Origin of the sequence: Acidovorax sp. SDU_ACID1, assembly GCF_045291395.1 — a bacterium.
GTDB lineage: Bacteria > Pseudomonadota > Gammaproteobacteria > Burkholderiales > Burkholderiaceae_C > MR-S7.
Genome location: NZ_CP152342.1, coordinates 55,180 through 80,990, shown reverse-complemented (window position 1 = coordinate 80,990; position 25,811 = coordinate 55,180). Strand labels below are relative to the sequence as shown.

Genomic DNA, 25,811 nt, shown 5'->3' with positions numbered 1-25,811 from the left:
TGATGCGGCGTGGATACGCCTTTGAGGTTCAGCCCCGGGGCAGCGTCAGCACGCCCTTGTCCTTGAGCATCTGGAGTTGCTCGTCGCTCATGGACAGCAGCTGCTTGAGCACGTCGCGCGTGCCCTCGCCCAGCGTGGGCGGCGCGTTGCGGATGGGCAGGCGCTGGCCGTCCAGCCGGTAGGGCGGCGCGAACACCGGCGTGGTGCCCGCGACGGGGTGCGGCAGGTCCTGCACCAGCCGGCCGCGGCGCGTGCGCTCGCTGGTCAGCGCCTCGTGCAGCCCGGCCACCTCGCCGCAGGGAATGCCCGCCGCCGTCAGGCGCTCCAGCAGCACGGCGCGCGGCAAGGCGCGGATCAGCCCGTTGAGCAGCGGCACCAGCGCGTCGCGGTGCCTGGCGCGGTTGACGTTGGTGGCGAAGCGCTCGTCCCGGGCGATGTCCGGCCGCTCGAGGCACAGGCGGCAGAACTTCTCGAACTGGGCGTTGTTGCCCACGGCGATGATGAGCGGGCCGTCCGCCGACTCGTACATGCCGTAGGGCACGATGGACGGGTGGGCGTTGCCCCAGCGCGGCGGCGCGTGGCCCAGGTGGAGCGCTTCCAGCCCGTAGTAGCCGGTGACCATCAGGCCGCAGTCGTACAGCGCCATCTCGATCAGGCGGCCCTTGCCCGTGCGCTCGCGCCGCAGCAGCGCGGCCAGCACGGCCTGCGCCGCGTACATGCCGGTCATCAGATCGACCACGGCCACGCCGAACTTCAGCGGCAGGGGTGCCCGCCTCGCCGTTGAGCGCCATGAGCCCGGCCTCCGCCTGGATCACGAGGTCGTAGCCGGGGCGCGCGGCCTCGGGGCCGCTGCTGTCGTAGCCCGCCACGGCGCAATAGACCAGGTCGGGTTTGATGGCCTTGAGCTGCGCGTAGCCCAGGCCCAGCTTCTCGGCGCCCCCGGTCTTGAAGTTGTGGATCACTACGTCGCACGCGGGCAGCAGGTCGTGGATGATCCTGGTGCCCTCGGGGGTCTGCAGATCGACGGTGATGGACCGCTTGTTGCGGTTCATGCTGTTGTAGTAGGTGGTCTCGGTCTTGCCGATGCGCAGGCCCCAGTCGCGCGTGTCGTCGCCGCGGGACGGATGCTCCACCTTGATGACCTCGGCACCGAAGTCGGCCAGCACCTGGCCGCACAGCGGCCCGGCGAACACGCGCGAGAGGTCGAGCACGCGCACCCCGGCCAGGGGCAGGTCCAGCTCCTGCGTCATGGCCGCTGCCTGCCTAGCGCGATGAAGCGGGCGAGGTGGTGGTCCTCGTCACCGAACTGGTGGTCAATCATCACCAGCCGCTTGGCGTAGTGCGCCAGCGGCAGCTCCCAGGTCATGCCGATGCCGCCGTGCATCTGGATGCTCTCCTGCGCCACCTTCGTGCCCACGCAGCCCACGGTGTATTTCGCGGCGGAAAGGGCCTTCTCGCGCGCTGCTCCCGTAGCGTTGTCGATGGCGTCGGCCGCGTTGATGACGGCCGAGCGCGCCTGCTCGACTTCGAGCAGCACGTCGGCCATGCGGTGCTGCAGCGCCTGGAAGGTGCCGATGGCCACGCCGAACTGCTTGCGCGTCTGCAGGTATTCCAGCGTGAACTGCTTGGCCACGTCCATCGCGCCCACCGACTCCGAGGCCAGCGCCAGCAGCGCGTAGCCCTGGATGCGCTCCAGCACCGCATGGCCCAGGCCTTCGGCGCCCAGCAGCGCGTCGGCGGGCAGATGCACGTCGCTGAACGTCAGCTCGGCCCCGCGGCCGCCCTCGAAACACTGGTAGCCGCGCCGGGCGATGCCCGCAGCGCCACCGTCCACCAGGAACAGGCTGATGCCGGCCTCGTCGTACTGGCCGCCCGAGGTGCGCGCAGACACCAGCAGCAGGCCGGCCTTCTCACCGAAGGCCACCACGCCCTTGGCGCCATTCAGCACCCAGCCGCCGCCTGCGCGGGCAGCCGTGGTGGCGACATGGCTCAGCTCGTAGTGGCTGCCCGGCTCGTCGTGCGCCAGCGCTGCGACCACGCTGCCGGCGATGATGTCTTCCAGCCTCTGCTGCTGCGCATCGGTGCCCGCGGCGACCAGCGCCTGGCCCACGACCAGCGCGCCCAGCAGCGGCTCGGCCACGATGCCCCGGCCCAGCGCCTCGAACACCACGCTGATGTCGAAGCCCACGCCGCCGAAACCGCCGGCGGACTCGGGAAACAGCGCGCCGATGGCGCCCAGTTCGGCGAACTGCGCGTAGAGCCCGGGGCTGTGGCCCTCTTCGCCGTAGGCCAGCCGGTTGCGGTGCTCGATGCCGTACTGCTCGGAGACGAATCGGTTCAAGGTGTCCGCCAGCATGCGGCGGTCTTCGGTGTGCTCGAAGTTCATGGCGCGATTCCTTTTCCGGTCAGAGGCCGAGGATCATCTTGGAGATGATGTTTTTCTGGATTTCGTTGGAGCCGCCGAAGATGGACAGCTTGCGGTGGTTGAAGTAGGCGGCTGCGGCGGAGACGGCCTCCTCGGGGCCGATCGGCGGCTCGCTGCCGCGGCCATGCATGGCCTCTTCCACGAAGGGCGCGGCGTACGGGCCCATGGCGCGCCGGATCAGCGACAGGATTTCCTGGCGGATCTCGGTGCCCTTGATCTTGAGCATGGAGCTTTCCGCGCCCGGCACGCCGCCGCCGGCCACGGCGGCGATCACGCGCAGGTTGGTGGTCTTCATGTTCTCCAGGTCGATCTCGACGCGCGCCACGCGCGCGGCGAACAGCGGGTCCTGCGACAAAGGCTTGCCGTTGCACAGCATGCGGCTGGCGACGGCCTTGAGCTTGTCCAGGCTGGCGACCGAGAAGCCCACGCCCGCGATGTTGGTGCGCTCGTAGGTCAGCAGGTACTTGGCGTAGGTCCAGCCCTTGTCCTCCTCGCCCACCAGGTTCTCCACGGGCACCTTCACGTCGGTGAAGAAGACCTCGTTGACCTCGTGCTCGCCGTCCAGCGTGATGATGGGGCGCACCTCCACGCCGGGCGTGTTCATGTCCACCAGCAGGAAGCTGATGCCCGCCTGGGCCTTGGCCTCCTTGTTGGTGCGCACCAGGCAGAAGATCATGTTGGCGTGCTGGCCCAGCGTGGTCCAGGTCTTCTGGCCGTTGACGAGGTAGTGGTCGCCATCGCGCACCGCCGTGGTCTTGACCGAGGCCAGGTCGGAGCCCGCGCCCGGCTCCGAATAGCCCTGACACCACCAGTCTTCGCCGCTCAGGATGCGCGGCAGCCAGTATTGCTTCTGCACCTCGCTGCCGTACTTGATGAGCACGGGGCCGAGCATGCTCACGCCGAAGGGCACGATGCGCGGCGAGCCCGCCAGCGCGCACTCGTGCTCGAAGATGAACTTCTGTACCGCGCTCCAGCCGGGGCCGCCCCACTGCGCGGGCCAATGGTTGGCCAGCCAGCCGCGTTCGTTCAGCGCGGCGTGCCAGCCCTCCAGGTCCTGCTTGCCCAGGATCAGGCCGCCCTTGACCCTGTTCGCCAGCGCGGGGCTGAGCTTGTCCTTCAGAAAGGCGCGCACTTCCTCGCGGAAGGCGAGTTCTTCGGGGTGAATTGCAGATCCATGATGCGTGTGATCCTCAGAAAATTTCGAACAGCCCGGCCGCGCCCATGCCGCCGCCGATGCACATGGTCACCACGCCCCACTTGACTGACGCGTCCCGGGCTTTGCGCCGGCGCCCTTCGAGCAGGAGGTGCCCGGCCAGGCGCGCGCCCGTCATGCCGAAGGGGTGGCCGATGGAGATGGCGCCGCCGTTGACGTTGAGGCGCTCCATCGGAATGCCCAGCCTGCGCTGGCAGTACAGGGCCTGCGAGGCGAAGGCCTCGTTCAGCTCCCACAGATCGATGTCGTCCACCGTGAGGCCCGTGCGCTCCAAAAGGCGCGGCACGGCGAACACGGGGCCGATGCCCATCTCGTCGGGCTCGCAGCCCGCGACGGAGAAACCGCGGAACGCGCCCAGCGGCTGTAGGCCGCGGCGCTCGGCTTCCCTGGCTTCCATCAACACGCAGGCGGCGGAGCCGTCGGAGAGCTGCGAGGCGTTGCCCGCGGTGATGAACTTGTCCGGCCCCTTCACGGGCTCCAGTTGGGCCAGGCCCTCCAGCGTGGTCGCGGGGCGGTTGCAGTTGTCCATGCGCACCGTCACGTCCTTGCAGGTGAGCTCGCCGGTTTCCTTGTTCTTCTCGGCCATGCGCGTGTCGCAGGCGACGATCTCGTCGGCGAACACCCCGGCGGCCTGCGCCGCGGCGGTGCGCTGCTGGCTCTGCAGCGCGAAGGCGTCCTGGTCCTCGCGCGAGATGCCGTAGCGCCGGGCCACGATGTCGGCGGTGTCGATCATCTCCATGAACACGGCGCTCTTGTGCTCGGCCAGCCACGGGTCGGTGTCGGTCGGCGTCTTGCCGTGCGGGCGCATCAGCGAGATGCTTTCCACGCCGCCCGCGACGATGGCGGGCACGCCTTCCACGACGATGCGGCCCGCCGCCACGGCGATGGCCTGCAGGCCCGAGGAGCAGTAGCGGTTGATGACCGTGCCGCCCACCGTCACCGGCAGCCCGGCGCGCAGCGCGGCCTGGCGGCCGATGTTGCGGCCCGTCGTGCCCTCGGGAAAGCCGCAGCCGAGGACCAGGTCTTCGAGCAGGCCCGGATCGACCTGGGAGCGCTCGACGGCGGCGCGCACCGAATAGGCGGCCAGCTGCGCGCCGGGGGTGACGTTGAATTCGCCGCGGTGGGATTTGGCCAGCGGCGTGCGTGCGGTGGAAACGATGACGGCTTCGCGCATGGCGTGCGCTCCTTGGGTGCTTTGGTTTTGATAGCTGCTTGCGTCATCCATCCGTGGTTTTCAACATGTTTTGATGCTGAAAACCCCGAGAGACAAGCGCAAGCCGCTCTTATTTTTGATTCAGGCTGTCGAAGTTCCTGCCTTCTGCCACCAGTTTTTCCAGCAGTGGCGCGGGCTTCCAGAACAGCGGGTCTTCGTGGGCGAATGCGCGGATGTCCGCCAGCACCTTGTCCAGCCCCGTCATGTCGGCCCACTTCATGGGGCCGCCGCGCCAGCGCGGGAAGCCGTAGCCGGAGAGGAAGGTCACGTCGATGTCGAGCGGGCGCAGCGCGATGCCCTCTTCCAGCACCTTCGCGCCTTCGTTGACCATCGCGGCCATGTAGCGGTGCATGATTTCCTGAGGGGTGAATGGGCGCGGCGTGATGCCCTTCCTGGCGCGCTCGGCATCGACGATGGCGAGCACCTCGGGGTCGGGCTGGCCGGTGCGCGCGCCCTGCGGGTAGAGGTAGAAGCCCCGGCCCGTCTTCTGGCCGAACCAGCCGCGCTCGCAGATGCGGTCCGCGATCTCCACGTAGCGCGCCCGGGGGTCGCGCGTGGCTGCGCGGCGCTTGCGCGTGGCCCAGCCGATGTCGCCGCCGGCCAGGTCGGTCACCTGGAACGGCCCCATGGGGTAGCCGAAGCCGCGCACGGCCTCGTCGATCTCGTAGGGACTGGCGCCGTCTTCCATGATGTAGTCGGCGGCCTGCTTGTAGACGGCCAGGATGCGGTTGCCGATGAAGCCGTCGCACACGCCCGCGCGCACCGGCACCTTCTTCATCTTCTTGGCCAGCTCGAACGCGGTGGTCACCACGTCGGGCGCGGCCTGGGCGGGCACCACGATCTCCAGCAGCTTCATGATGTTGGCCGGGCTGAAGAAGTGCAGTCCGATCACGTCCTGCGGGCGGCGGGTGGCAGCGGCGATGGCGTCGATGTCGAGGTACGAGGTGTTGGTGGCGAGCACGGCGCCGTTCTTGCACACGCGGTCGAGCTCCTCGAACACGGCCTTCTTGACGTCCAGGTCCTCGAACACCGCCTCGATCACGAGGTCCACGTCGCGGATGTCGTCGTAGCTCGTCGAAGGCGTGTAGCGCGCCATCACGGCGGCCTTGGCCTCGGGCGTCATGCGGCCCTTGGCGATCAGGCCGTCGTAGACCTTCTCCACGTTCTTGCGGCCGCGCGCGATGGACTCTGCATCGCGCTCGATCATGGTCACGGGCAGGCCCGCATCCAGCGCCGACACGGTGATGCCCGCGCCCATGGTACCGCCGCCGATGATGGCGATCCGGTGGAAGGGGCGCGGCCGTGCGGCCTTGGCCTCGGGGATCTTCGCCGTCTCGCGTTCGGCGAAGAAGGCGTGCACCAGGCCGGCGCGCTGCGGGCTGTCCAGGCATTCGACGAACAGCGCGCGCTCCTGGCCTGGCCTTCGGCGAAGGGCAGCTCCACGGCGGCGCGCACGCATTCGACGATCCTGAGCGGCGAGAACAGGCCACGCGACTTCCTGGCCGTCTCGGCAGCCAGCGCGTCCAGGTCGGCCAGCGCGGCGGCCTTGTCCGCCATCTGCAGGTCACGCGTGCGGCGCGGCGGGGCGTTCCGGGCCAGCAGTTCGTTGGCGTAGGCCAGGCCCACGGCCTCGGCACTATCGCCCTCCACCAGCTTGTCCACCAGGCCGGCGGCCTGCGCGGCCTTGGCGGAGAGGTGCTTGCCGCTCAGCATCAATTCGGCGGCGGCCCTGGCGCCCATCAGGCGCGGCGCGCGCTGCGTGCCGCCCGCGCCGGGCAGCAGGCCCAGGTTCACCTCGGGCAGGCCCAGCCTGGCAGCGGGCAGCGCCACGCGGTAGTGGGCCGACATGGCGATTTCCAGCCCGCCGCCCAGCGCCGGGCCGTGGATGGAAGCGACGACGATCTTGCCGGAGGCTTCGATGCGGTCGCAGACCTCGGGCAGCGAGGGCGGCACGGGCGGCTTGCCGAACTCGCGGATGTCCGCGCCCGCGATGAAGGCCTTGCCCTCGCCCACGATCAGCACGGCCTGGACGGCGGCATCGGCATCGGCCTGCTCCACGGCGGCCAGCAGCCCGGCGCGCACGGCTTGGCCCAGCGCGTTGACGGGCGGGTTGTCGATGCGCACCACCAGCACGGAGCCCTGGCGGGTGGTGTGGACGGGAGAAGCGGGCATGGCGGATGTCTCTCGAAAGGTCGTTGTGAACGGTGCCGGGATTCTGTTGGCGACAATCCGTCTTTACAATCCCAGGCCCCGTTGACAAACCGTCAAACATCATTTGACGATCAAGCCCCATGGACCTCACCGCGCTCAGCCTCTTCGTGGAAATCGTGGACTGCGGCAACCTGAGCCAGGCCGCGCGCAAGCTCAAGATGACGCGCGCCAACGTGAGCTACCACCTCGCGCAGCTCGAGAAGTCCGTGGGCGTGCAACTGCTGCGCCGCACCACGCGGCGCATGGAGCCCACCGAGGTGGGCCTGCGCCTCTACGAGCACGGCCGCAACATCCGCAACGAGATGCTGGCCGCGCGCGAGACGGTCACCAGCCTGGGCCAGGAGCTGCAGGGCCGCGTGGGCATCAGCGTGCCCAGCGGCTACGGGCAGATGGTGATGGGCGACTGGCTGATCGAGTTCAAGCGGCAGTACCCGCGCATCGTGCTCGACGTGCTGTTCGAGAACCGCGCCGACAACCTGCGCGACGAAGTGGACATCGCCATCCGCGTGATCCAGGAGCCGCCGCTGTCCCTGGTGGCGCGCAGCCTGGGCGACGTGTGCTACCTCGCCTGCGCCTCGCGCGCCTGGGCCGAGCAGCACGGCCTGCCGCGCACGCTGCAGGAACTGCGCACCGCGCCGGTCGTCACCTCGGGCGCCGTGGGGCGGCAGCTGCGCCTGTCGGCCTACCAGGGCGAGGAACGCCACGAGGTGCTGCTGGAGCCCACGCTGATCTCCGAGCACTTCCCCTTCCTGCGCTCGGCCATCCTCGCGGGCCTGGGCGTGGGCGTGGTGCCCGACTACGTGGTGCAGGACCAGGTGGCCGCAGGCGCGGTGCTGACCACGCTGCAGGACTACCGCCTGAGCATCTTCGGCACGCGCATGTACCTGCTCTACATGCCCAACCGCCACCAGACGCGCGCGGTGCGCACCTGCATCGATTTCCTGCTGGAGAAGGCAACGGCCTAGCGCGGCCCCCAGCGCCCCCCACGCGGTTGCCAGCCACGCGGGCCGGGCTGCCACTGGCGCGGGTGCCACACGTAGCCCGGGCGCGGCGGTACTGCCCAGTGCCCGGGCCGCCAGTCGTAGCGGCTGCCGCCCCAGCCCCAGTAGCCGTTGATCCATACGTGCACGGGGGACGGCGCCACAGGCACGACTTCGGTGTAGACCGGCGGCGGCGCCATGGGCGCATAGACGGCTTCGCCGGGCCCAGCCACGGGATAGGCGGGCGCCACCACGCAGCCGCCGAGCAGCACGCTGGCGGCGGCTGCGGCGAGGAAAGAAGGTCGAAGGAATCTCACGGCATGCTCCCGGGAACGTGATACCCCTTCAACGAAAAAGCCCCTGCCGGGTGTTGACAGGGGCTGTGTGAAGGCCGGGTAAAGACGCGAGGCGGTCAGCCCTGCTGCAGCGCGGCCACGCGCTCCTCGATGGGCGGGTGCGAACTGAACAGCTTGCCGATGCTGCCCGTGATGCCCATCGCCTGCAGGCTCTTGGGCATCTCGCCCGGGTGCATGCCGCCCAGGCGGTACAGCGCATTGATCATCGGCTGCTTGCGGCCCATGAGCTGCGCGGCACCCGCGTCGGCGCGGAACTCGCGCTGGCGCGAGAACCACGCCACGATGATGGCGGCCAGGAAGCCCAGCAGGATGTCGAGCACGATGGTGGTGACGAAGTAGCCGATGCCGGGGCCGGAGCTGTTCTCGTCGTTCTTGCGCAGGAAGCTGTCCACCGCGTAGCCGATCACGCGCGAGAGGAACACGACGAAAGTGTTCATCACGCCCTGGATCAGCGCCATGGTCACCATGTCGCCGTTGGCCACGTGCGCGACCTCGTGGCCGATGACGGCCTCGACCTCCTCGCGCGTCATGCCCTGCAGCAGGCCGGTGGAAACGGCCACCAGGGCCGAGTTCTTGAACGCGCCGGTGGCGAAGGCGTTGGGATCGCCCTGGTAGATGCCGACCTCGGGCATCTGGATGCCAGCCTTCTCGGAGAAGCGGCGCACGGTCTCCACGATCCAGGCCTCGTCAGCGTTGCGCGGCTCGTTGATGATCTGCACGCCCATGCTCATCTTGGCGATGGGCTTGCTCATGAGCAGCGAGATGATGGCGCCGCCGAAGCCCATGATGAAGGCGAAGCCCAGCAGCGCCCCCAGGTTCAGGCCGTTGGCGGTGAGGTAGCGGTTCACGCCGAGCAGGCTGGCGACGATGCCCAGCACCACCACGACGGCGACGTTGGTCAACAGAAAAAGCGCGATGCGTTTCATAGAGGTGGGTTCTCCACTCGGGAACAAGTGTCTGCGGGTATATGGGGAGTGCGCGGCGTTTTCCAAGCCGCGCGTGCAACGGTGGGCGGCCCTGTTGTGGTTGGCTTATGCGGGGCGCATGCTGCGGAAAACGAGAGAGTCATCATAGAAGCAAAAGTTCTCGTTTTCGGGCCACCAGCCGGGCACGCCCAGAACCGGCAGGGGATTGAACGGCTTGGCCGCCAGCACCTCGGGCGCGAGGGCGGCGGCCAACCAGGCATCGGCGCTTGCTATGCCTTCGATAGCTGCTGGCGCTTGGTGGGCATGCGCCGTGATCGGTTTTCGTGGCGCAACCAGCTTTTCGAGCAGCGCGTGGCCGAACAGCAGCAGGCGCGCCTGGCCCCAGAGCGGGCGCAGTTCCACGCACAGCCGTCGCCACTGGCGCGCGGCCAGCGCCGCGTGCAGCGCGGGCGGGGCGCAGAAGATGGCGCCGTTCTCGTCGAACACGGTGGCCGCGTCGCGCAGCGGCCCGCGCACCGCGCCCACGCCGTGCGCCGCGATGGCCCGGGCCTGGCACTGGTTGAGCCGGCGCTTGGTGGCGGGGTAGTGCAGCCAGACGAGGCCGTTGAAGAAGTCGTGCAGGTTGTCGCGCGTGGGCACCTGGCCGGTCTCGAAGATGAAGCGCTCGTAGGCCATGCCTTCCGGCAGCGCCGCCTGGGGCACGAAGCGCACGCCGGGCGCGGGGGCGAGGCCGCCGTCCGCCAGCGCGTTGAGCGCCTGCGCCACGCTGGCGCCCGCCGCCACCCGCTGCGCGCCGGCGCGGCCCAGCCGCGCCAGGGGAGCGAGCCAGGGGCGCTCCCAGTCGATGGCGTTCACGGCGTGCGCTTGTCGCGCACGGCCACGCGCGAGGTGCCCTCGTCGCGGAACTCGAAGGCCTGCGTGGCCGCGAGCAGCTTGGACAGCGTGGCGTAGCCGTAGTTGCGCGCGTCGAACGAGGTCTTGTTGCCGATCTGCGTACCCACGGCGCCGACGCGCGCCCAGCCGGTTTCGTCCTGCGAGGCCTGCACGGCGTAGCGCAGCAGGTTCATGAGCCGCGTGTCCTGGCGCAGCTGGGCCGTGGGCACACGCAGCCGGGCCGGGCATTCGGGCACGCCGGGCGCGGGCACCTCCGGCTGCTGGGGCGCTTCGGGCGCGGCCGGCTTGGCGGCCTCTCCCTGCTCCTCGCCCTCGCCCACCAGCGACTCCAGGTAGAGGAAGCGCGAGCAGGCGTTCACGAACGGCTTGGGCGTCTGCGCCGCGCCGAAGCCGTACACGGCCGCGCCCTTGGAGCGCAGGTGCATGACCAGCGGCGTGAAATCGGCGTCCGACGAGACGATGCCGAACGCATCCGGCCGCTCGCTGTAGAGCAGCTCCATCGCGTCCACCGTCATCGCCATGTCGGTGGCGTTCTTGCGCTTGGAATAGTCGAACTGCTGGATGGGCCGGATGGCGAACTCCAGCAGCCGCTCCTGCCAGCCGCCCAGGCCATGCTTGGTCCAGTTGCCATAGGCGCGGCGGATGCTGATCTCGCCCAGGGTGGACAGCTCGGTGAGGATCTCGTCGATCTTCTCGGCCGGCGCGTTGTCCGCGTCGATCAGCAGGGCGATGCGCAACTGGCGTTCAGGCGAGGTCATGAGCGGCTCCTTCAAATGAATGGCGCTGTGCACCGTTCGTGTTGCTTGAAACTGGCGCGCGTCAGGCCAGGGCCGCCGTGCAAGGGCCTTAGCCGGCCGCGCCGCCCCGCCGCACTGGCGGCGTCCCCCTGCCCGCAGCGCGCAGCGCTGCGAGAGCGGGGGAAGGCCCGCAGGGCCTCAGGGGGTGTTCCTCATACCAGGCGCCAGGGCAGTGCCTCGCCCGCGCGCAGGGGTTTCAGCTCGGCCTCGCCGAAGGGGAAGCTGTCCGGCGGCGTCCACGACTCGCGGCGCAGGGTGATGGTGCCCTGGTTGCGCGGCAGGCCGTAGAACGCGGGGCCGTGGAAGCTGGCGAAGCCCTCCAGTTGGTCCAACGCGCCCGCGTTGTCGAACGCCTCGGCATACATCTCGATGGCCGCGTGCGCGGTGTAGCAGCCCGCGCAGCCCGTGGCGTGCTCCTTGAGGTGCGCGGGGTGCGGCGCGCTGTCGGTGCCCAGGAAGAAGCGGTCGCTGCCGCTGGTGGCGGCCTGCACCAGCGCCTGGCGGTGCGTCTCGCGCTTGAGCACGGGCAGGCAGTAGTAGTGCGGGCGGATGCCGCCGGTGAAGATGGCGTTGCGGTTGTAGAGCAGGTGGTGCGCGGTGATGGTGGCGGCCGTGAAGCGGTCGGCCTGCGCCACGTACTGCGCGGCCTCCTTGGTCGTGATGTGCTCGAAGACGATCTTCAGCTCGGGGAAGTCGCGGCGCAGCGGGATCAGGTGCTGGTCGATGAACACGGCCTCGCGGTCGAACAGGTCGATGTCGCTGCTGGTCACCTCGCCATGCACCAGCAGCAGCATGCCGGCCTTCTGCATGGCTTCGAGCGTCTTGTAGGTCTTGCGGATGTCGGTCACGCCCGCGTCGCTGTTGGTGGTGGCGCCGGCCGGGTAGAGCTTGAGGGCGACCACGCCCGCGTCCTTGGCACGCGCGATCTCGTCCGGCGCGAGGTTGTCGGTGAGGTAGAGCGTCATCAGCGGCTCGAAGTGCACGCCGGGCGGCACGGCGGCCAGGATGCGCTGCTTGTATGCCAGCGCCTGCGCGGCCGTGGTCACGGGCGGGCGCAGGTTGGGCATGATGATGGCGCGGCCGAACTGCGCGGCCGTGTGCGGCACCACGGTGGCGAGCGGTTCGCCGTCGCGCACGTGCAGGTGCCAGTCGTCGGGGCGGGTGATCGTGAGGGTGTCGAGGGGGTGGCGGTCATGACCGCCATTTTCCCATCCGGGGCCGCCGCGCCTCGTCTTTCAAGCAAAAAGGGACTCCAGCGCTTATCCGGCAAGCGCGAGCAGCTCTTTATTCAATAGCATTCGCCCACAGGTCGGCATCGCACCCGGCGCCCGCCGCTATCCAGCGCCGCGCAAGCACCGCAGCCGCACGGCGCCAGGGCGGCGCGCCGGCGGGCACGGCCACCGCGCCGCACAGGTAGCGCCGGGCCTCGGGCGACCAGCACAGCGCCGCGCATGCGCCCGTGCGGCGGCGCGACAGCAGCATGCCCAGCGGGCATGGCTCGGCCAGGCAGCACAGGCCGCAGCCGTTGCAGGGCGCGCCGTGCGCGGGCTTGGGCGGCGCGGCCGGTTGGATGTGGACGATGCGTGAGGAGCCCATGGCGGCCCGCATGCTACGCCGGATGGCCCGCCGCGCACGGAAAAGGCCCCGGCCACCGCGAGGCGGCCGGGGCAAACCCCGTGAAGGGGCGAGGGGTAATCGGTCAGCAGCCCGAAGGGCGGTTGGGCCGCATGGGGATGACGCCGGAGACAGTCACGCGCGCGCCCGAGCCGTCGGTAGCCACCAGGGTCTTGTTCAGCATGCGGATGCGGTCGGTGTCGCGCACCACGCTCACGTCGCTCCAGCCGTCGTCGGCGCGGAATTCGCGGCCCAGGAAGGTGAGGAAGGCCTCGTACACCACGCCTTCGTTCGGCCGGTAGCGGATGTCGCCAAACGCCTGCCCGCTGCCGCCCACGCGGTTGGCGCCGTCGAAGCGGAAGGTGCAGACCTCGGGGTAGGAGCCGACAGGGTTCTTCTTGTCCACGTCGGTCAGGTTGATGTTGCCGTCGCCATAGATGCCGTTGAGGCCGTCCACCGTGGAGCCCGTCACGGTCAGCACGCCGGGCTGGTCGCTCGGGCTCGGATCGTCGTCGTTGCCGCCGCCGCAGGCGGCCAGAAGGGCGACGGCTGCGCAGGTGGCGGCCAGTTGCAGTGTGCGGAAGGTCGGGCGCATGGTGGTTCTCCATCGAGAGGCGGGTGACAACTCCGCGTGCCGGGCCGGAAACCTTGTCCAACCCCGTCCCGCGGGAACGATGGGTGAATGCTAGGGAGCGCCCGTGCCGCGCCCGTCGGCCCAGCGCACCCCGCCGCGTAGGACCAGGGCGCGCCGTGGCGTCGGCCCCGGGTCAGGCAGCGGCCGCAGGAACGAAGGCCCGCTCGGCCTGGCGCAGGTCCACGTGCGCCTGCAGGAAGTCCAGCACCGCGCGCGTGCGTGGCGGCAGGCGGTCGGGCTTGCCGAGGTAGACGGCGTGGATGGGCTCCAGCTCGCCGGTGTTGAAAGCCTCCAGCACCGGCACCAGCCGCCCGGCCACCAAGTCGTCCCAGGCGTGGTAGAGCGACAGCCGTGCCAGACCCGTGCCGTGCAGCGCCAGGCGGCGCATCGCATCGCCGTCGTTGACGCGCACCGCGTGGTCCGTTTCCACGTCCACGCGCCGCCCGTCGACGAGAAAGGGCCAGTGCGGCACCGCACGCTGGTAGTTCCAGCCCAGGCGCAGGTGGCCGCGCAGGTCGCCCGGATGGCGCGGCTCGCCGTGGCGCGCGAGGTAGTCGGGCGAGGCCACGACCACCTGCCGCGTGCGCCCCAGCAGGCGCGCCACCATGTCGGACGAAGGCAGGCGGCCCCAGCGGATGGCGATGTCGATGCCCGCCTCCGCCAGATCGACCACGTGGTCGGTGAAGTGCAGGTCCACGCTCAGGCCCGGGTGCTGCGCCAGCAGGCGCGGCACCAGCGGCGCGAGCAGCAGGTAGCCCGTGGCCGTGCTCGCGCCGATACGCACCGTGCCCCGGGGCGCGCCGCGCGCGGCCACGTCGGATTCCAGCTCGTCCAGGTCGGCCAGCAGGCACTTGCCGCGCTCGTAGAGCCGCGCGCCCTCGGGCGTGAGGTGCACGCGCCGCGTGCTGCGCTGGAGCAGTTGCACGCCCAGGCGCGCCTCCAGCCGCGACATGGTCTTGCTGACGGCCGAGGGCGATACGCCGAGCTGCCGCGCCGCCGCCGACAGGCTGCCGCGCTCGGCAACGAGCACCAGCGCCTCCAGCTCGGCGGCGCGGTTGACGGCAGTGCCTTCGGGTTCGTTGATGTGGGATGGCATGGCTCTTGGATTGATGCCTGCAAGGCACAGGCGCATTTCCATTATTCCGGCTACACAAAGACCGGGCGCGCCGCCACAGTGATGGGCATCGTCATTTTTCAGAGCTTTCCATGCCCGTCTCCCTCCTCGCCCTGGCGGCTGGTGCCTTCGGCATCGGCACCACGGAATTCATCATCATGGGCCTGCTCACGCAGGTGAGCCAGGACCTGCACATCTCCATCCCCACGGCGGGCACGCTGATCTCGGGCTACGCCGTCGGCGTGGCCGTGGGCGCGCCGCTGCTCACCCTCGCCACGCGCCGCTGGCCGCGCAAGCAGTTGCTGCTGGCGCTGATGCTGATCTTTATCGCGGGCAACGCCGCCGCCGTAGTGGCGCCCAGCTATGCATGGCTGATGGCCGCGCGCGTGCTCACCTCGCTCACGCACGGCACCTTCTTCGGCGTGGGCGCGGTGGTGGCGACGGGGCTGGTGGCGCCGGACAAGCGCGCCTCGGCCATCGCGCTGATGTTCTCGGGCCTCACGCTCGCCACGCTGCTCGGCGTGCCGGCGGGCGCGTGGATCGGCCAGCACTTCGGTTGGCGCATGGCCTTCGCCGCCGTGGCGGGCGTGGGCGTGCTGGCGCTCGCCATCCTGGCCGCCTTCGTGCCGCGCGATGCGGGCCGCCCCGAGGCGGCGCCGCTGCGGCAGGAACTGGCCGTGCTCGCCCGCGCGCAGGTCTGGCTGGGCCTGGGCGTGACGGTGTTCGGCTTCGCCGGGCTGTTCGCGCTCTACACCTACGTGGAGCCGCTGCTCACGCAGGTCACGCGCATGGGCGATGGGCTGGTCGCCGCCACGCTGCTGCTGTTCGGCGCGGGCCTCGCGGCAGGCAACCTGCTGGGCGGCAAGCTGGCCGACCGGGGGGTGGTGCGCGCGCTGGTGCTCACCATCGCCGCGCTGATGGCGGTGCTGGCCGCCGGGCGCTGGGCCTTCGGCCATTCGGCGCTGGCGATGGGCTACGTGGTGCTGCTGGGCACCGTGGCCTTCGCCACCGTGGCGCCGATGCAGATGCGCGTGCTGCAACAAGCCGGGCCGCATGGGGCCACGCTGGCGTCGAGCCTGAACATCGCCGCCTTCAACCTGGGCAACGCGCTGGGCGCGTGGGTGGGCGCTCTGGTGCTGGCGGGTGGGCTGGGCCTGACCGCGCTGGCCTGGGCGGGCGCGGGGCTCACCACCATTGGTTTGCTGCTGGCGGGCTGGAGCGCACGCACGGGCGGCAGGGCGCTGGGCGCGCCGGCCGCCGCATGACTTATTCCTTCATTCACTCAAAGGAGTTCAATTCATGGAATACCGTTATCTCGGCCGCAGCGGCCTCAAAGTCCCCGCCTTGGGTTTCGGCTGCGGCACCTTCGGCGGCCAGGGGCCGCTGTTCAGCGCATGGGGCACGAGCGGCATGGAGCACGCGCGCCGCATGGTCGACGTGTGTTCCGACGGCGCCTCGGAAAGCGTGCTGGGCGAAGCGCTGGCAGGCCGGCGCAGATCTCGACCAAGGTGGGATTGCGCACCGAGAAAGGCCTGTGGGCAGCGGGCAGTTCGCGCCAGCACCTGACGGCCGCCGTGGAAGCCTCCCTGCGCCGCCTCAAAACCGACCACATCGACCTGCTGCAACTGCACGCCTTCGACGCGCACACCTAGGGGCCATCGGCTGGGCGCTGACCGAAGCGCAGCAGCGCAGGCTGGACGACGCCAGCGCCGTGATGCCACCCTATCCGTACTACCCGTACTGGAACGGCCAGTTCACCGAGCTGGCGCCGCCGGCCGTGCGCAGCAGCGTGCGGGAGCACAAGCGGTGCTCGCAATAATTAAACTTTCATTTAAATTTCCTTGTTTAATTTTCATCGGGAAAATTTAAACAAGGAAAAGCTTTAAATAAGCCTCGAACGCAAAGATCCGGTTTCGTGCATATCCAGTCTGCTCCTTCAGCAGCCCGAACCGCTCAAACTCGGACACCAGCTTGTTCGCCGTGGGCACGCTCATCGTCAGCGCCTCGCCCACATCCGACACGGTAACCACCGGCCGGCGGTACAACAGCCGTAGAAGCTCCAAGCCCGTTTTGCCGCGCCGCCCCAACTCATGCATGCGCGCCTCGGACTCGGTGCGCAGGCTCAGCACTTTCTGGAAGGTATCGCGCCCATTCTTCGCTGTTTCCGCCACACCCGTCAGGAAGAACCGCACCCAGTGGTTCAGGTCACCCGAGGTGCGCACTGCCATCAGCGCGTCGTAGTAGCTGGCACGGTTGCGCTCAAAGAAGTCGGACAGGTACAGAGCAGGCTTGTGCAGCAGCCCCTTGCTCACCAAGTACAGCGTGATCAGCAGGCGGCCGATGCGACCATTGCCGTCGCAGAACGGGTGGATGGTCTCGAATTGGTAGTGGCTGATCGCAATGCGGACCAAGTCGGGCACCTCAATCATTTCGTTGTGCCAGAACTTCTCCAAGTCGCCCATCAGGTCCGGCACCTCGGCGGGATGGGGTGGCACGAAGGCCGCGTCCTTGAGCCCCGAGCCGCCGATCCAGTTCTGCGAGGTGCGGAATTCCCCAGGCATCTTGTGCTCGCCGCGCACGCCCCGCATCAGCACGGCATGCGTGTCACGCAGCAGGCGGTTCGACAGCGGCAGCGTCTGCAGTTCGGCAATCGCCATGTTGATGGCATCGACGTAGTTGCGCACCTCGCGCCAGTCGTCGCGCTTTTCCGGGGCAATCAGTTCCTCGCTCATCACCGCTTCATCCATCGCCGTCTGTGTGCCCTCAATCCGGCTGGACTGGTTTGCCTCTTTCGCGATGTGCATCTCGATGAATAGATCGACATCCGGCACGATGAGCGAGAACGCGTTCAACTCGCCCAGGGCCCGCGTGGCCTGCTCCAGGAGGGTGTTGATGCGCGGGTCTTCCCAGCGCCAGGGCCGGTTCACCAGCTCGGGCGAAAAGCTTTTGTACTGGTACTGCTGGCGCCAGACACCGGGCTTGTAGCCCTCGAACCGCATAGGTTGAACGTCGTCCGTCATACAGCCCTCCATTCACCGCGCCAGCACCGGCGCCAGCGCCATGCCCGTGTGCGTGCCCAGCCGCACCACGTCCTCCGGCGTGGCCGCCGCCACGATGCGCCCGCCGTCCTTGCCGCCCTCGGGGCCCAGGTCGATGATCCAGTCGGCCTCGGCGATCACGTCGAGGTCGTGCTCGATCACCACCACGCTGTGGCCGCCATCGACCAGGCGGTGCAGCACGTGGATGAGCTTGTGCACGTCGGCCATGTGCAGGCCCACCGTGGGCTCGTCAAGCACGTAGAGCGTGTGCGGGCTTTTCTGCCCGCGCCGGCCCACGTCGTCGCGCACCTTGGTGAGTTCGGTGACGAGCTTGATGCGCTGCGCCTCGCCGCCGGAAAGCGTCGGGCTGGGCTGGCCGAGCGTGAGGTAGCCCAGGCCCACGTCCTTCAGCAGTTGCAGCGGGTGGGCGATGCTGGGCATGCTGGCGAAGAATTCCACCGCCTCGTCCACTTCCATCTGCAGCACGTCGCCGATGCTCTTGCCGCGCCAGGTAACGGCCAGGGTTTCGGGGTTGAAGCGCGCGCCGTGGCAGACCTCGCAGGGCACTTTCACGTCGGGCAGGAAGCTCATCTCGATGGTGCGCACGCCCTGGCCTTCGCAGGCGGGGCAGCGGCCTTCGCCGGTGTTGAAGCTGAAACGGCCGGCCGCGTAGCCGCGCGCCTTGGCCTCCAGCGTTTCGGCGAAGAGCTTGCGGACGGTGTCCCAGAAGCCGATGTAAGTGGCGGGGCAGGAGCGCGGGGTCTTGCCGATGGGGGTCTGGTCGACTTCGAGCACGCGGTCGATGGTCTCGAAGCCCGACAGGCCCGCGCAGCCGGCGAGCGGCGGGGCCTTGCCCGCGTCCATCGCGTCGCGCCCGGCCTTGGTGGAGCGCTGCTGCACCCACGCCTGCACGTTGGCGAGCAGCACGTCGCGCGCAAGCGTGGATTTGCCCGAGCCGCTGACGCCGGTGACGGCGACGAGGCGTTTGAGCGGCACGCGCGCGGTCACGTCTTGCAGGTTGTGCATGCGCGCGCCGTGCACGGTGAGCCAGTGCAGGGTTTCTTGGTCTTTTTGGCCTGTAGCGCTTGCTGGACGAGCGCTGGCAGCTCCTTTTTCAGGAGCATCAATCGGGCGGCGCGGCCGCAGCGGATGGCGCATCGCATGCAGCAGGTAGCGCCCGGTCTGCGAATCCTCCGCCGCCGTGATGTCCGCCACCTTCCCCTGCGCGACGAGCCGCCCGCCGCGCTTGCCCGCGCTGGGGCCGATGTCGATGATGTGGTCGGCGCGGCGGATGGTGTCCTCGTCGTGCTCCACCACCACCAGCGTGTTGCCCTTGTCGCCGAGCTTGTGCAGCGCGTCGAGCAGGATCTGGTTGTCGCGCGCGTGCAGGCCGATGGTGGGCTCGTCGAGCACGTAGCACACGCCCTGCAGGTTGCTGCCGAGCTGCGCGGCGAGGCGGATGCGCTGGGCCTCGCCGCCGGAGAGCGTCGGCGCGCCGCGGTCGAGCGTGAGGTACGACAGGCCCACTTCCTCCAGGAATTCGAGGCGACTCTTGATTTCGGGAACGAGGTCGCGGGCAATGTCCGCCTCGCGGCCCGAGAGTTGCAGCCCCTCGATCCACTGCCGCACTTCCGATACCGACAGGCGCGCCACCTCGGTGATGGGCGTGCCCGCGAACAGCACGGCGCGCGCCACGGGGTTCAGGCGCGTGCCCTGGCAGCTCGGGCAGGCGACGTCGGCCACGTCTTCCACCTCGGGCTCGGCGAAGGTCTGCTCGCGGCCTTTTTCCTTGTCATCGAGCACGGAATCGTCGAGCGCCTTGCGCTGCTCCTTCGTGAGCTTGACGCCCGTGCCCACGCAGTCCGGGCACCAGCCGTGCTTGCTGTTGTACGAGAACAGGCGCGGGTCGAGTTCGGCGTAGCTCGTCGCGCAGACAGGGCAGGCGCGCTTGGTGGAGAACACCTGCAGCGCGCCGATGTGCGCCGTGGGGCGGCCCTCCTCCATCGCCTCCTTCAGCCCATCGAGCCCGCTCAAGACGTGCACCACGCCCTTGCCCAGGTCGAGCGCCTTGGCGAGCTGCGTGCGCAGTTCGTCCTCGTGCTGCGCGCTGACGTGCAGGCTGGCCACGGGCAGCTCGATGGTGTGTTCCTTGAAGCGGTCGATGCGCGGAAAGCCCGAGGTGGGCAGGAAGTCGCCATCCACGCGCAGGTGCGTATAGCCGCGCGGGCGCGCCCAGTCGGCCAGCTCGGTATAGACGCCCTTGCGGTTCACCACCAGCGGCGCGAGCAGCCCGATGTGCCGGCCCTTGAACTGCGCGAGCAGTTGCGCGGCGATGCGGTCGGGCGTCTGCGGCTGCACGGCCGCGCCGTCGTGGATGCAGTGCTGCACGCCGAGCTTGACGTACAGCAGGCGCAGGAAGTGCCACACCTCCGTGGTCGTGCCCACCGTGCTCTTGCGCCCGCCACGCGAGAGGCGCTGCTCGATCGCCACCGTGGGCGGGATGCCGTAGACCGCGTCCACCTCGGGCCGGCCGGCCGGCTGCACGATGCTGCGCGCGTAGGCGTTCAGGCTTTCGAGGTAGCGGCGCTGGCCTTCGTTGAACAGGATGTCGAACGCGAGCGTGGACTTGCCCGAGCCGCTGACGCCGGTGATGACGTTGAACTTGCCGCGCGGAATGTCCACGTTCAGGTGCTTGAGGTTGTGCTCCTTGGCGTTGACGATTTCAATGGCGTTTTTGGCTTCCAGCGCTTGCCCATCAAGCGCGAGCAGCTTCTCTTTTCGTAGCACCGCCGCGCGCTCGTGCACCGAGTGGCCGCCCGCGCCCAGCGCCTGTTCGTACTCGCGCAGCGCCTCGCCGGTGTGCGACTGCGGATGCTGGCGCACGTCCTCGGGCGTGCCCTCGGCCACCACGCGGCCACCCGCGTCGCCGCCTTCGGGGCCGAGGTCGATCACCCAGTCGCTGGCGCGGATCACGTCGAGGTTGTGCTCGATGAGGATCAGCGAGTGGCCCGCGTCCAGCAGCTTGCGCAGCGCGCGCATGAGCTTGGCGATGTCGTCGAAGTGCAGGCCGGTGGTGGGCTCGTCGAACAGGAACAGCGTGCCCTTGCGCGCGACGGGCTGGCGCGATTTGCTTTGCGTGCGCGCGGCCTCGGCGAGGAAGCCCGCCAATTTCAGCCGCTGCGCCTCGCCGCCCGAGAGCGTGGGTACGGGCTGGCCAAGCTTCACGTATTCCAGGCCCACGTCCACGATGGGCTGCAGGGCGCGGATCACGTCGCGGTCTTGCGCGAACAGCGTGGCGGCCTCGCTTACCGTGAGGTCGAGCACGCTGGCCACGTTCAAGAGGCGGCCCGCGCGCTCGATGCGCACTTCCAGGATCTCGGGCCGGTAGCGCTTGCCGTCACAGTCGGGGCAGCGCAAGTACACGTCGGAGAGGAACTGCATCTCCACGTGTTCGAAGCCCGAGCCGCCGCAGGTGGGACAGCGCCCATCGCCGCTGTTGAAGCTGAACTTGGCGGCGGTGTAGCCGCGCTCGCGCGCCAGCGGCGCCACGGCGAACAGCTCGCGGATGGCATCCCACGCGCCCACGTAGCTCACGGGGTTGGAGCGCGCGGTCTTGCCGATGGGGGACTGGTCGACGAACACCACGTCGCCCAGGTGGTCCGCGCCCAGCAGCCGGTCGTGCGCGCCGGCCGCCTCGGTGGCCTTGCCGAAGTGGCGCATGAGCGCGGGCGCGAGCACGTCCTGGATCAGCGTGGATTTGCCCGAGCCCGACACACCGGTGACGGCAACGAGGCGCTGCAAGGGGAATTCGACGCTCACGTTCTTCAGGTTGTGCTCGCGCGCGCCTTCCAGCACCAGGCGCGGCGTGCTTTCCGTGACCATGCGCTTCAAGCCCGTGCCGATCTGCTTGTGCCCGCCCAGGTACTGGCCCGTGAGCGTGTCTGCGCGGCGCAAATCGGCCACCGGGCCGTCGAACACGATGGAGCCGCCGCGCTCGCCAGGGCCGGGGCCGAAGTCGATCACGCGGTCGGCCGCGAGCATCACGGCCGGGTCGTGCTCCACCACCACCAGCGTGTTTCCCGCGTCGCGCAGGCGCAGCATGGCCTCGGTGATGCGGTGCATGTCGCGCGGGTGCAGGCCGATGCTGGGCTCGTCGAGCACGAACAGGGTGTTGACCAGCGAGGTGCCCAGCGCCGTGGTGAGGTTGATGCGCTGCACCTCGCCGCCGCTCAGGGTGCGGCTCTGCCGGTCGAGCGTGAGGTAGCCGATGCCCACGTCGCACAGGTACTTGAGGCGGGTGGTGATTTCCTCGTGCAGCAGCTTCAGCGCCTGGGCTTCGCCCGCCGCGCCGGCCATAGGCAGCGCCATGCGCGCGAAGAAGCGCCGCAGCCGCTCGATGGGCAGCAGCATCAGGTCGTGCAGCGTGAGGCCGGGCAGCGCTTCGAGCTGCGCGCGCGACCATTGCACGCCCTGGGGCATGAAGCGCTTCGCGGGGTCGAGCACTGCATCGGCATCGTCCTTGCCGCCGATGCGCCACAGCAGGCTCTCGGTCTTGAGCCGCGCGCCCGCGCACACGGGGCACGGCGTGTAGCTGCGGTACTTGGAGAGCAGCACGCGGATGTGCATCTTGTACGCCTTGCTCTCCAGGTAGGCGAAGAAGCGGCGGATGCCGTACCACTGCTTGTTCCAGTTGCCTTCGCGGTAGCCGGGCGTGCCCTCGATGACCCATTTGCGCTGGTCGTCGGTCAGCTTGTACCAGGGCGTGTCGCGCGGAATGCCGGCGCTTTCGGCATGGCGCATCAGGTCGTCCTGGCATTCCTTCCACGCGGGCGTCTGGATGGGCTTGACGGCGCCGGCGCGCAGCGTGAGCTTGTCGTTGGGGATGACGAGGCCCCAGTCCACGCCGATCACGCGCCCGAACCCCCGGCACGCCTCGCACGCGCCCACGGCGGAGTTGAACGAGAACATCGAGGGGATGGGCTCGCTGTAGCGCAGGTCGCTGTCGGGGCAGTGCAGGCCGGTCGAAAAACGCCACAGCTCCGGCTCGCCTTCGTCGCGCAGGCGGTAGACGTTGAGCCGCCCGCCGCCGCGCTTCAAGGCCACTTCGATCGCCTCGACGGCGCGCACGCGCTCGGTGTTGCCCATGCGGAAGCGGTCGGCCACCACGTCGAGCAGCTTGCGGCCTTCGTGCTCGCGCTCGGCCTGCACCCTGGTGAAACCGCTGGCCGACAGCCATTGCTCCACCTGCTCGGGCGATGTGTTCGCGGGCAGCTCCACGGGGAAGGTGAGCACGATGCGCGGGTCGCCCTCGGCCTCGCAGCGCTGGCGCAGGGCGCCATAGATGGTGTCGGGCGAATCGTGGCGCACGGGCTGCGCGGTCTGCTTGTCGAAGAGCTGCCCGGCGCGCGCGTACAGCAGCTTCAGGTGGTCGTTCAGCTCCGTCATCGTGCCGACGGTGGAGCGGCTGGAGCGCACCGGGTTGGTCTGGTCGATGGCAATCGCCGGGGGCACGCCCTCCACCTTGTCCACGGCGGGCTTGTCCATGCGATCGAGGAACTGGCGCGCGTAGGCGCTGAAGGTCTCCACGTAGCGGCGCTGGCCCTCGGCGTAGAGCGTGTCGAACACCAGGCTGGACTTGCCCGAGCCGCTGGGGCCCGTGACCACCGTCAGTTCGCCCGTGCGGATGTCCACGTCGAGGTTCTTGAGGTTGTGCTGGCGCGCGCCGTGGATGCGGATCAGTCCCTGGGTCATACCGGTGGTCTTTCTGGGGTGGGGCGGGACATTCTAGAAGGCAGGGATAACCCCGGCAGGCGTGCGTCATGCGCGGTGTGCGTTGCGTCAGCACAACGCGCAAGGGGCTTTCCCATGCGACCCGTCAGGTCAATGCCACAGCTGCCCCGGCAGCACTTGCCACGAAGCCGGTAGCACGCAATAGTGGGCGTTCCTGCCTGCTCCCGCTGCCGCGGGAGCCGCGTCACCGCAGCCCCGGCAGGAGCCCCTGCCTCGGTCCACGGGGGCAAATCCCACAACACCATTCAACGGAGACATTCCATGAGGAGATGGCACAAGGCCGCCGCGCTGGCCGCGCTCGCCACCATGCTGGGCCTGCCTGCCCAGGCACAGATCCTGGTCGGCCAGACCGCAGGCTTCAGCGGTATCGTGGCCGCCGGCGTGAAGGAGACGGCGGACGGCGCGCAGCTGTACCTGGACATGGTCAACGCACGCGGGGGCGTGAACGGCCAGAAGATCGAGGTGATCTCGCTGGACGACAAGTTCGACCCCAAGCTCGCCGCCGAGAACGCCCGCAAGCTCATCGAGGAGCACAACGTCACCGCCCTCTTCCTCACGCGCGGCACGCCGCACAACGAGGCCATCGTGCCGCTGCTGGACAAGCACGGCGTGCCGCTCGTGGGTCCGTCCACCGGCGCCATGGTGCTGCACAAGCCAGTGCGCAAGCACGTGTTCAACGTGCGCGCCACCTACCAGCGCGAGGCGGAGAAGGTCGTCTCCCACCTGGCCTCCATGGGCATCACACGCATCGGCGTGGTGCTGGCCGACGACAGCTTCGGCGCCGACGGCTTGGCCGGCGCGCAGCGCGGGCTGGAGCAGGCCAAGCTGCAGCCCGTGGTGCTGGAGAAGTTCGACCGCGCCAAGCCCAACTTCGCGCCCATCGCGGCCAAGGTCGTGCAGTCGCAGGCACAGGCCGTACTCATGCTGGCGTCGGGCTCCGCCGTGGTGGACGGCTACGCGGCCTTCCGCAATGCCGGGTCGACCGCGCAGATCGTCACGCTGTCGAACAACGCCTCGTCGGGCTTCGCCAAGAGCCTGGGCGCCAACGCGCGCGGCGTGATCGTCACCCAGGTCTTCCCCAACGAGCGCTCCAGCCACTACCCGCTGGTGCGCGAGGCGCACGACCTAGCCAAGGCCAAGGGCCAGGAGATCAGCCCCGCCATGCTGGAGGGCTACACCGCCGCGAAGGTGCTGGTGGAAGGCCTGCGCCGCGCCGGCCCCAAGCCCACGCGCGAGAAGGTCCAGGTGGCGCTGGAATCCCTGCAGAAATTCGACCTGGGCGGGCTGGAGATCACCTACGGCCCCGACGACCACACCGGGCTGGACTTCGCCGACCTTTCCATCATCGGCACGGACGGCAAGTTCCGCCGCTGACGCGCCCGCGCCTCCACCGTACACTCCAGCACACCGCCGGGGTGCGGACTGGAGGCGAGGCATGAAAGCACTTTGGAAGACATGGGGCGCCCGCTGCGCCCTGGCGTTCGGCATCGCTGCGGCGGCGCTGCCCGGGGCGCAGGCCCAGCTCCTCGTGGGGCAGACCGTAGGCATCACCGGCTCCGCCGCCATCACGGTCAAGGAATCGATGCTGGGCGCGTCGCTGTACCTCGACCACGTGAACGCCACCGGCGGCGTGCAGGGGCAGAAGATCGAGCTCCTCGCGCTGGACGACAAGTTCGACCCCCAGCTCACGCTGGAGAACGCCCGGACGCTCATCGAGGACAAGGGCGTGCTGGCCCTCTTCATGACGCGCGGCACGCCGCATACGCAGGGCATTATCCCGCTGCTGGACAAGCATGGGGTGCCGCTCGTGGGCCCCTCCACCGGCGCCATGGTGCTGCACCAGCCCGTGCCCCGGAACGTCTTCAACATCCGCGCGCCCTACCAGCGCGAAGTGGAAAAGGCCATCGCCCACTTGGCGCTGCTGGGCGTGCAGCACATCGGCGTGGTCCACGTGGACGACACCTTCGGCGAGGACGGGCTGGCCGGCGCGCAGAAGGGCTTCCAGGCCAACCAGCTCAAGGCGCTGTTCGTGGAGAAGTTCGACCGCGCCAAGCCCGACTTCTCCGCCATCGCGCCGCGGGTACGCAGCCGCGAACCCCAGGCCGTGATCTTCATCGGCACGGGCGCGGCCGTGGTGAGCGGCATCCAGGCGCTGCGCGCCGCGGGGGTCGGCGGGCAGATCCTCACGCTGTCCAACAACGCCTCCGGAGGCTTCGTGAAGGCGCTCGGCGAGCAGGCCCGGGGCGTGGTGGTGACGCAGGTGTTCCCGTCGGAGCGCTCGCTGAACTATCCGGTGATCAAGGAAGCCCAGGGCCTGGCCAAGGCCCGTGGCCTGAAGGAACTCACGCCCGCCATGGTCGAAGGCTTCGTCAACGCCAAGGTACTGGTGGAAGGCCTGCGCCGCGCGGGCCCCCGGCCCGACCGTGTGCGCCTGCACGCCGCGCTGGAAGGCCTGAGCAAGTTCGACGTGGGAGGCCTGGAACTGTCCTACAGCAGCACGGACCACACGGGCCTGGACTTCGCCGACCTGTCCATCATCAGCACGGACGGCCGTTTCCAGCGCTGAAGCGGCGGCCCGCCAAGCAAAAAGCCCGCGAAAGCGGTGC

The 25,811-nt window shown here is 69.3% G+C and carries 16 protein-coding genes and 4 pseudogenes; 5 read left to right on the top strand and 15 right to left on the bottom strand.

The annotated features are described in order from the left end of the window. Positions 1–28: 28 nt before the first annotated feature. The 5 genes and pseudogenes from AAG689_RS00350 to AAG689_RS00330 all read right to left on the bottom strand — a co-directional run bounded on the left by AAG689_RS00350 (position 29) and on the right by AAG689_RS00330 (position 7,023). A pseudogene (locus AAG689_RS00350) lies at positions 29–1,250 on the bottom strand (CaiB/BaiF CoA transferase family protein). After that, entirely contained in the window at positions 1,247–2,386 is a 1,140-nt protein-coding gene (locus AAG689_RS00345; RefSeq protein WP_406624309.1) for an acyl-CoA dehydrogenase family protein, read from the bottom strand. Before AAG689_RS00345 ends, AAG689_RS00350 begins: the two are co-directional and overlap by 4 nt. 19 nt (positions 2,387–2,405) lie before the next feature. Further along, positions 2,406–3,601, bottom strand: a pseudogene (locus tag AAG689_RS00340) (acyl-CoA dehydrogenase family protein). Between the two features lie 14 nt (positions 3,602–3,615). Further along, entirely contained in the window at positions 3,616–4,812 is a 1,197-nt protein-coding gene (locus tag AAG689_RS00335) for an acetyl-CoA C-acyltransferase (RefSeq protein ID WP_406624308.1), read from the bottom strand. Positions 4,813–4,921: 109 nt separating this feature from the next. Next, positions 4,922–7,023 (bottom strand): annotated as a pseudogene (locus AAG689_RS00330) (3-hydroxyacyl-CoA dehydrogenase NAD-binding domain-containing protein). A gap of 119 nt (positions 7,024–7,142) precedes the next feature. On the opposite strand from AAG689_RS00330, the gene AAG689_RS00325 reads away from it, so the two are divergent. Next, positions 7,143–8,027, top strand: coding sequence for a LysR family transcriptional regulator (locus AAG689_RS00325; protein WP_406624307.1), 885 nt, complete (start codon positions 7,143–7,145; stop codon positions 8,025–8,027). Here the strand turns inward: AAG689_RS00325 and AAG689_RS00320 are convergent. From AAG689_RS00320 to AAG689_RS00285, 8 genes are all read right to left on the bottom strand, one after another. Beyond that, on the bottom strand, positions 8,024–8,359 hold the full coding sequence (locus AAG689_RS00320) for a hypothetical protein (protein ID WP_406624306.1): 336 nt from the start codon (positions 8,357–8,359) through the stop codon (positions 8,024–8,026). The two genes, AAG689_RS00325 and AAG689_RS00320, sit on opposite strands and share 4 nt — an antisense overlap. Positions 8,360–8,454: 95 nt before the next feature. Further along, positions 8,455–9,324, bottom strand: a complete 870-nt coding sequence (gene htpX / locus AAG689_RS00315) for a protease HtpX (protein WP_020227759.1) — start codon at positions 9,322–9,324, stop codon at positions 8,455–8,457. Positions 9,325–9,429: 105 nt separating this feature from the next. Then, positions 9,430–10,179 (bottom strand): DUF3025 domain-containing protein, encoded by a 750-nt coding sequence (locus AAG689_RS00310; RefSeq protein ID WP_020227760.1) that lies wholly within the window; start codon positions 10,177–10,179, stop codon positions 9,430–9,432. Further along, a complete protein-coding gene (locus AAG689_RS00305; protein ID WP_020227761.1) occupies positions 10,176–10,976 on the bottom strand; it encodes an NYN domain-containing protein in 801 nt (266 codons plus the stop codon). The genes AAG689_RS00310 and AAG689_RS00305 overlap by 4 nt, the downstream gene beginning before the upstream one ends. A gap of 191 nt (positions 10,977–11,167) precedes the next feature. Beyond that, positions 11,168–12,151 (bottom strand): dihydroorotase, encoded by a 984-nt coding sequence (pyrC, locus tag AAG689_RS00300; protein WP_406624305.1) that lies wholly within the window; start codon positions 12,149–12,151, stop codon positions 11,168–11,170. Positions 12,152–12,299: 148 nt separating this feature from the next. Beyond that, complete coding sequence (locus tag AAG689_RS00295; protein WP_406624304.1) at positions 12,300–12,611, bottom strand: hypothetical protein; 312 nt, start codon at positions 12,609–12,611, stop codon at positions 12,300–12,302. 103 nt (positions 12,612–12,714) lie between these two features. Next, the gene (locus AAG689_RS00290) at positions 12,715–13,224 is read right to left on the bottom strand and encodes a hypothetical protein (protein WP_020227764.1); all 510 of its coding nucleotides are present in this window, start codon (positions 13,222–13,224) and stop codon (positions 12,715–12,717) included. Positions 13,225–13,396: 172 nt separating this feature from the next. Continuing rightward, entirely contained in the window at positions 13,397–14,359 is a 963-nt protein-coding gene (locus AAG689_RS00285; protein ID WP_406624303.1) for a LysR family transcriptional regulator, read from the bottom strand. Positions 14,360–14,469: 110 nt separating this feature from the next. Here AAG689_RS00285 and AAG689_RS00280 point away from each other — a divergent pair, with 110 nt between their 5' ends. Together AAG689_RS00280 and AAG689_RS00275 are read left to right on the top strand one after the other, a co-directional pair. Further along, positions 14,470–15,642: an MFS transporter gene (locus AAG689_RS00280; protein ID WP_406624302.1), complete on the top strand. Its 1,173-nt coding sequence runs from the start codon at positions 14,470–14,472 to the stop codon at positions 15,640–15,642. A 34-nt stretch (positions 15,643–15,676) separates the two neighbouring features. Further along, positions 15,677–16,026 (top strand): annotated as a pseudogene (locus AAG689_RS00275) (aldo/keto reductase); the annotation flags it as partial. Between the two features lie 216 nt (positions 16,027–16,242). Here the strand turns inward: AAG689_RS00275 and AAG689_RS00270 are convergent. Beyond that, the gene (locus tag AAG689_RS00270; RefSeq protein WP_406624301.1) at positions 16,243–17,397 is read right to left on the bottom strand and encodes a Fic family protein; all 1,155 of its coding nucleotides are present in this window, start codon (positions 17,395–17,397) and stop codon (positions 16,243–16,245) included. Positions 17,398–17,409: 12 nt separating this feature from the next. Beyond that, positions 17,410–23,166 (bottom strand): excinuclease ABC subunit UvrA, encoded by a 5,757-nt coding sequence (gene uvrA / locus AAG689_RS00265; protein WP_406624300.1) that lies wholly within the window; start codon positions 23,164–23,166, stop codon positions 17,410–17,412. Between the two features lie 300 nt (positions 23,167–23,466). Between uvrA and AAG689_RS00260 the strand changes: the two genes are divergently transcribed. Both AAG689_RS00260 and AAG689_RS00255 read left to right on the top strand, forming a co-directional pair. Continuing rightward, positions 23,467–24,579 (top strand): ABC transporter substrate-binding protein, encoded by a 1,113-nt coding sequence (locus AAG689_RS00260; RefSeq protein WP_406624299.1) that lies wholly within the window; start codon positions 23,467–23,469, stop codon positions 24,577–24,579. Positions 24,580–24,640: 61 nt separating this feature from the next. After that, positions 24,641–25,771, top strand: a complete 1,131-nt coding sequence (locus AAG689_RS00255) for an ABC transporter substrate-binding protein (protein WP_406624298.1) — start codon at positions 24,641–24,643, stop codon at positions 25,769–25,771. Positions 25,772–25,811 lie beyond the last annotated feature (40 nt).

Bases quoted from the DNA above. Each gene is read 5' to 3' on its own strand.
- AAG689_RS00345 (WP_406624309.1), bottom strand. From the start codon at position 2,386: ATGAACTTCGAGCACACCGAAGACCGCCGCATGCTGGCGGACACCTTG.
- htpX (WP_020227759.1), bottom strand. From the start codon at position 9,324: ATGAAACGCATCGCGCTTTTTCTGTTGACCAACGTCGCCGTCGTGGTG.
- AAG689_RS00305 (WP_020227761.1), bottom strand. From the start codon at position 10,976: ATGACCTCGCCTGAACGCCAGTTGCGCATCGCCCTGCTGATCGACGCG.
- uvrA (WP_406624300.1), bottom strand. From the start codon at position 23,166: ATGACCCAGGGACTGATCCGCATCCACGGCGCGCGCCAGCACAACCTC.
- AAG689_RS00260 (WP_406624299.1), top strand. From the start codon at position 23,467: ATGAGGAGATGGCACAAGGCCGCCGCGCTGGCCGCGCTCGCCACCATG.
- AAG689_RS00335 (WP_406624308.1), bottom strand. From the start codon at position 4,812: ATGCGCGAAGCCGTCATCGTTTCCACCGCACGCACGCCGCTGGCCAAA.
- AAG689_RS00295 (WP_406624304.1), bottom strand. From the start codon at position 12,611: ATGGGCTCCTCACGCATCGTCCACATCCAACCGGCCGCGCCGCCCAAG.
- AAG689_RS00280 (WP_406624302.1), top strand. From the start codon at position 14,470: ATGCCCGTCTCCCTCCTCGCCCTGGCGGCTGGTGCCTTCGGCATCGGC.
- AAG689_RS00290 (WP_020227764.1), bottom strand. From the start codon at position 13,224: ATGCGCCCGACCTTCCGCACACTGCAACTGGCCGCCACCTGCGCAGCC.
- AAG689_RS00285 (WP_406624303.1), bottom strand. From the start codon at position 14,359: ATGCCATCCCACATCAACGAACCCGAAGGCACTGCCGTCAACCGCGCC.
- AAG689_RS00270 (WP_406624301.1), bottom strand. From the start codon at position 17,397: ATGACGGACGACGTTCAACCTATGCGGTTCGAGGGCTACAAGCCCGGT.
- AAG689_RS00255 (WP_406624298.1), top strand. From the start codon at position 24,641: ATGAAAGCACTTTGGAAGACATGGGGCGCCCGCTGCGCCCTGGCGTTC.
- AAG689_RS00325 (WP_406624307.1), top strand. From the start codon at position 7,143: ATGGACCTCACCGCGCTCAGCCTCTTCGTGGAAATCGTGGACTGCGGC.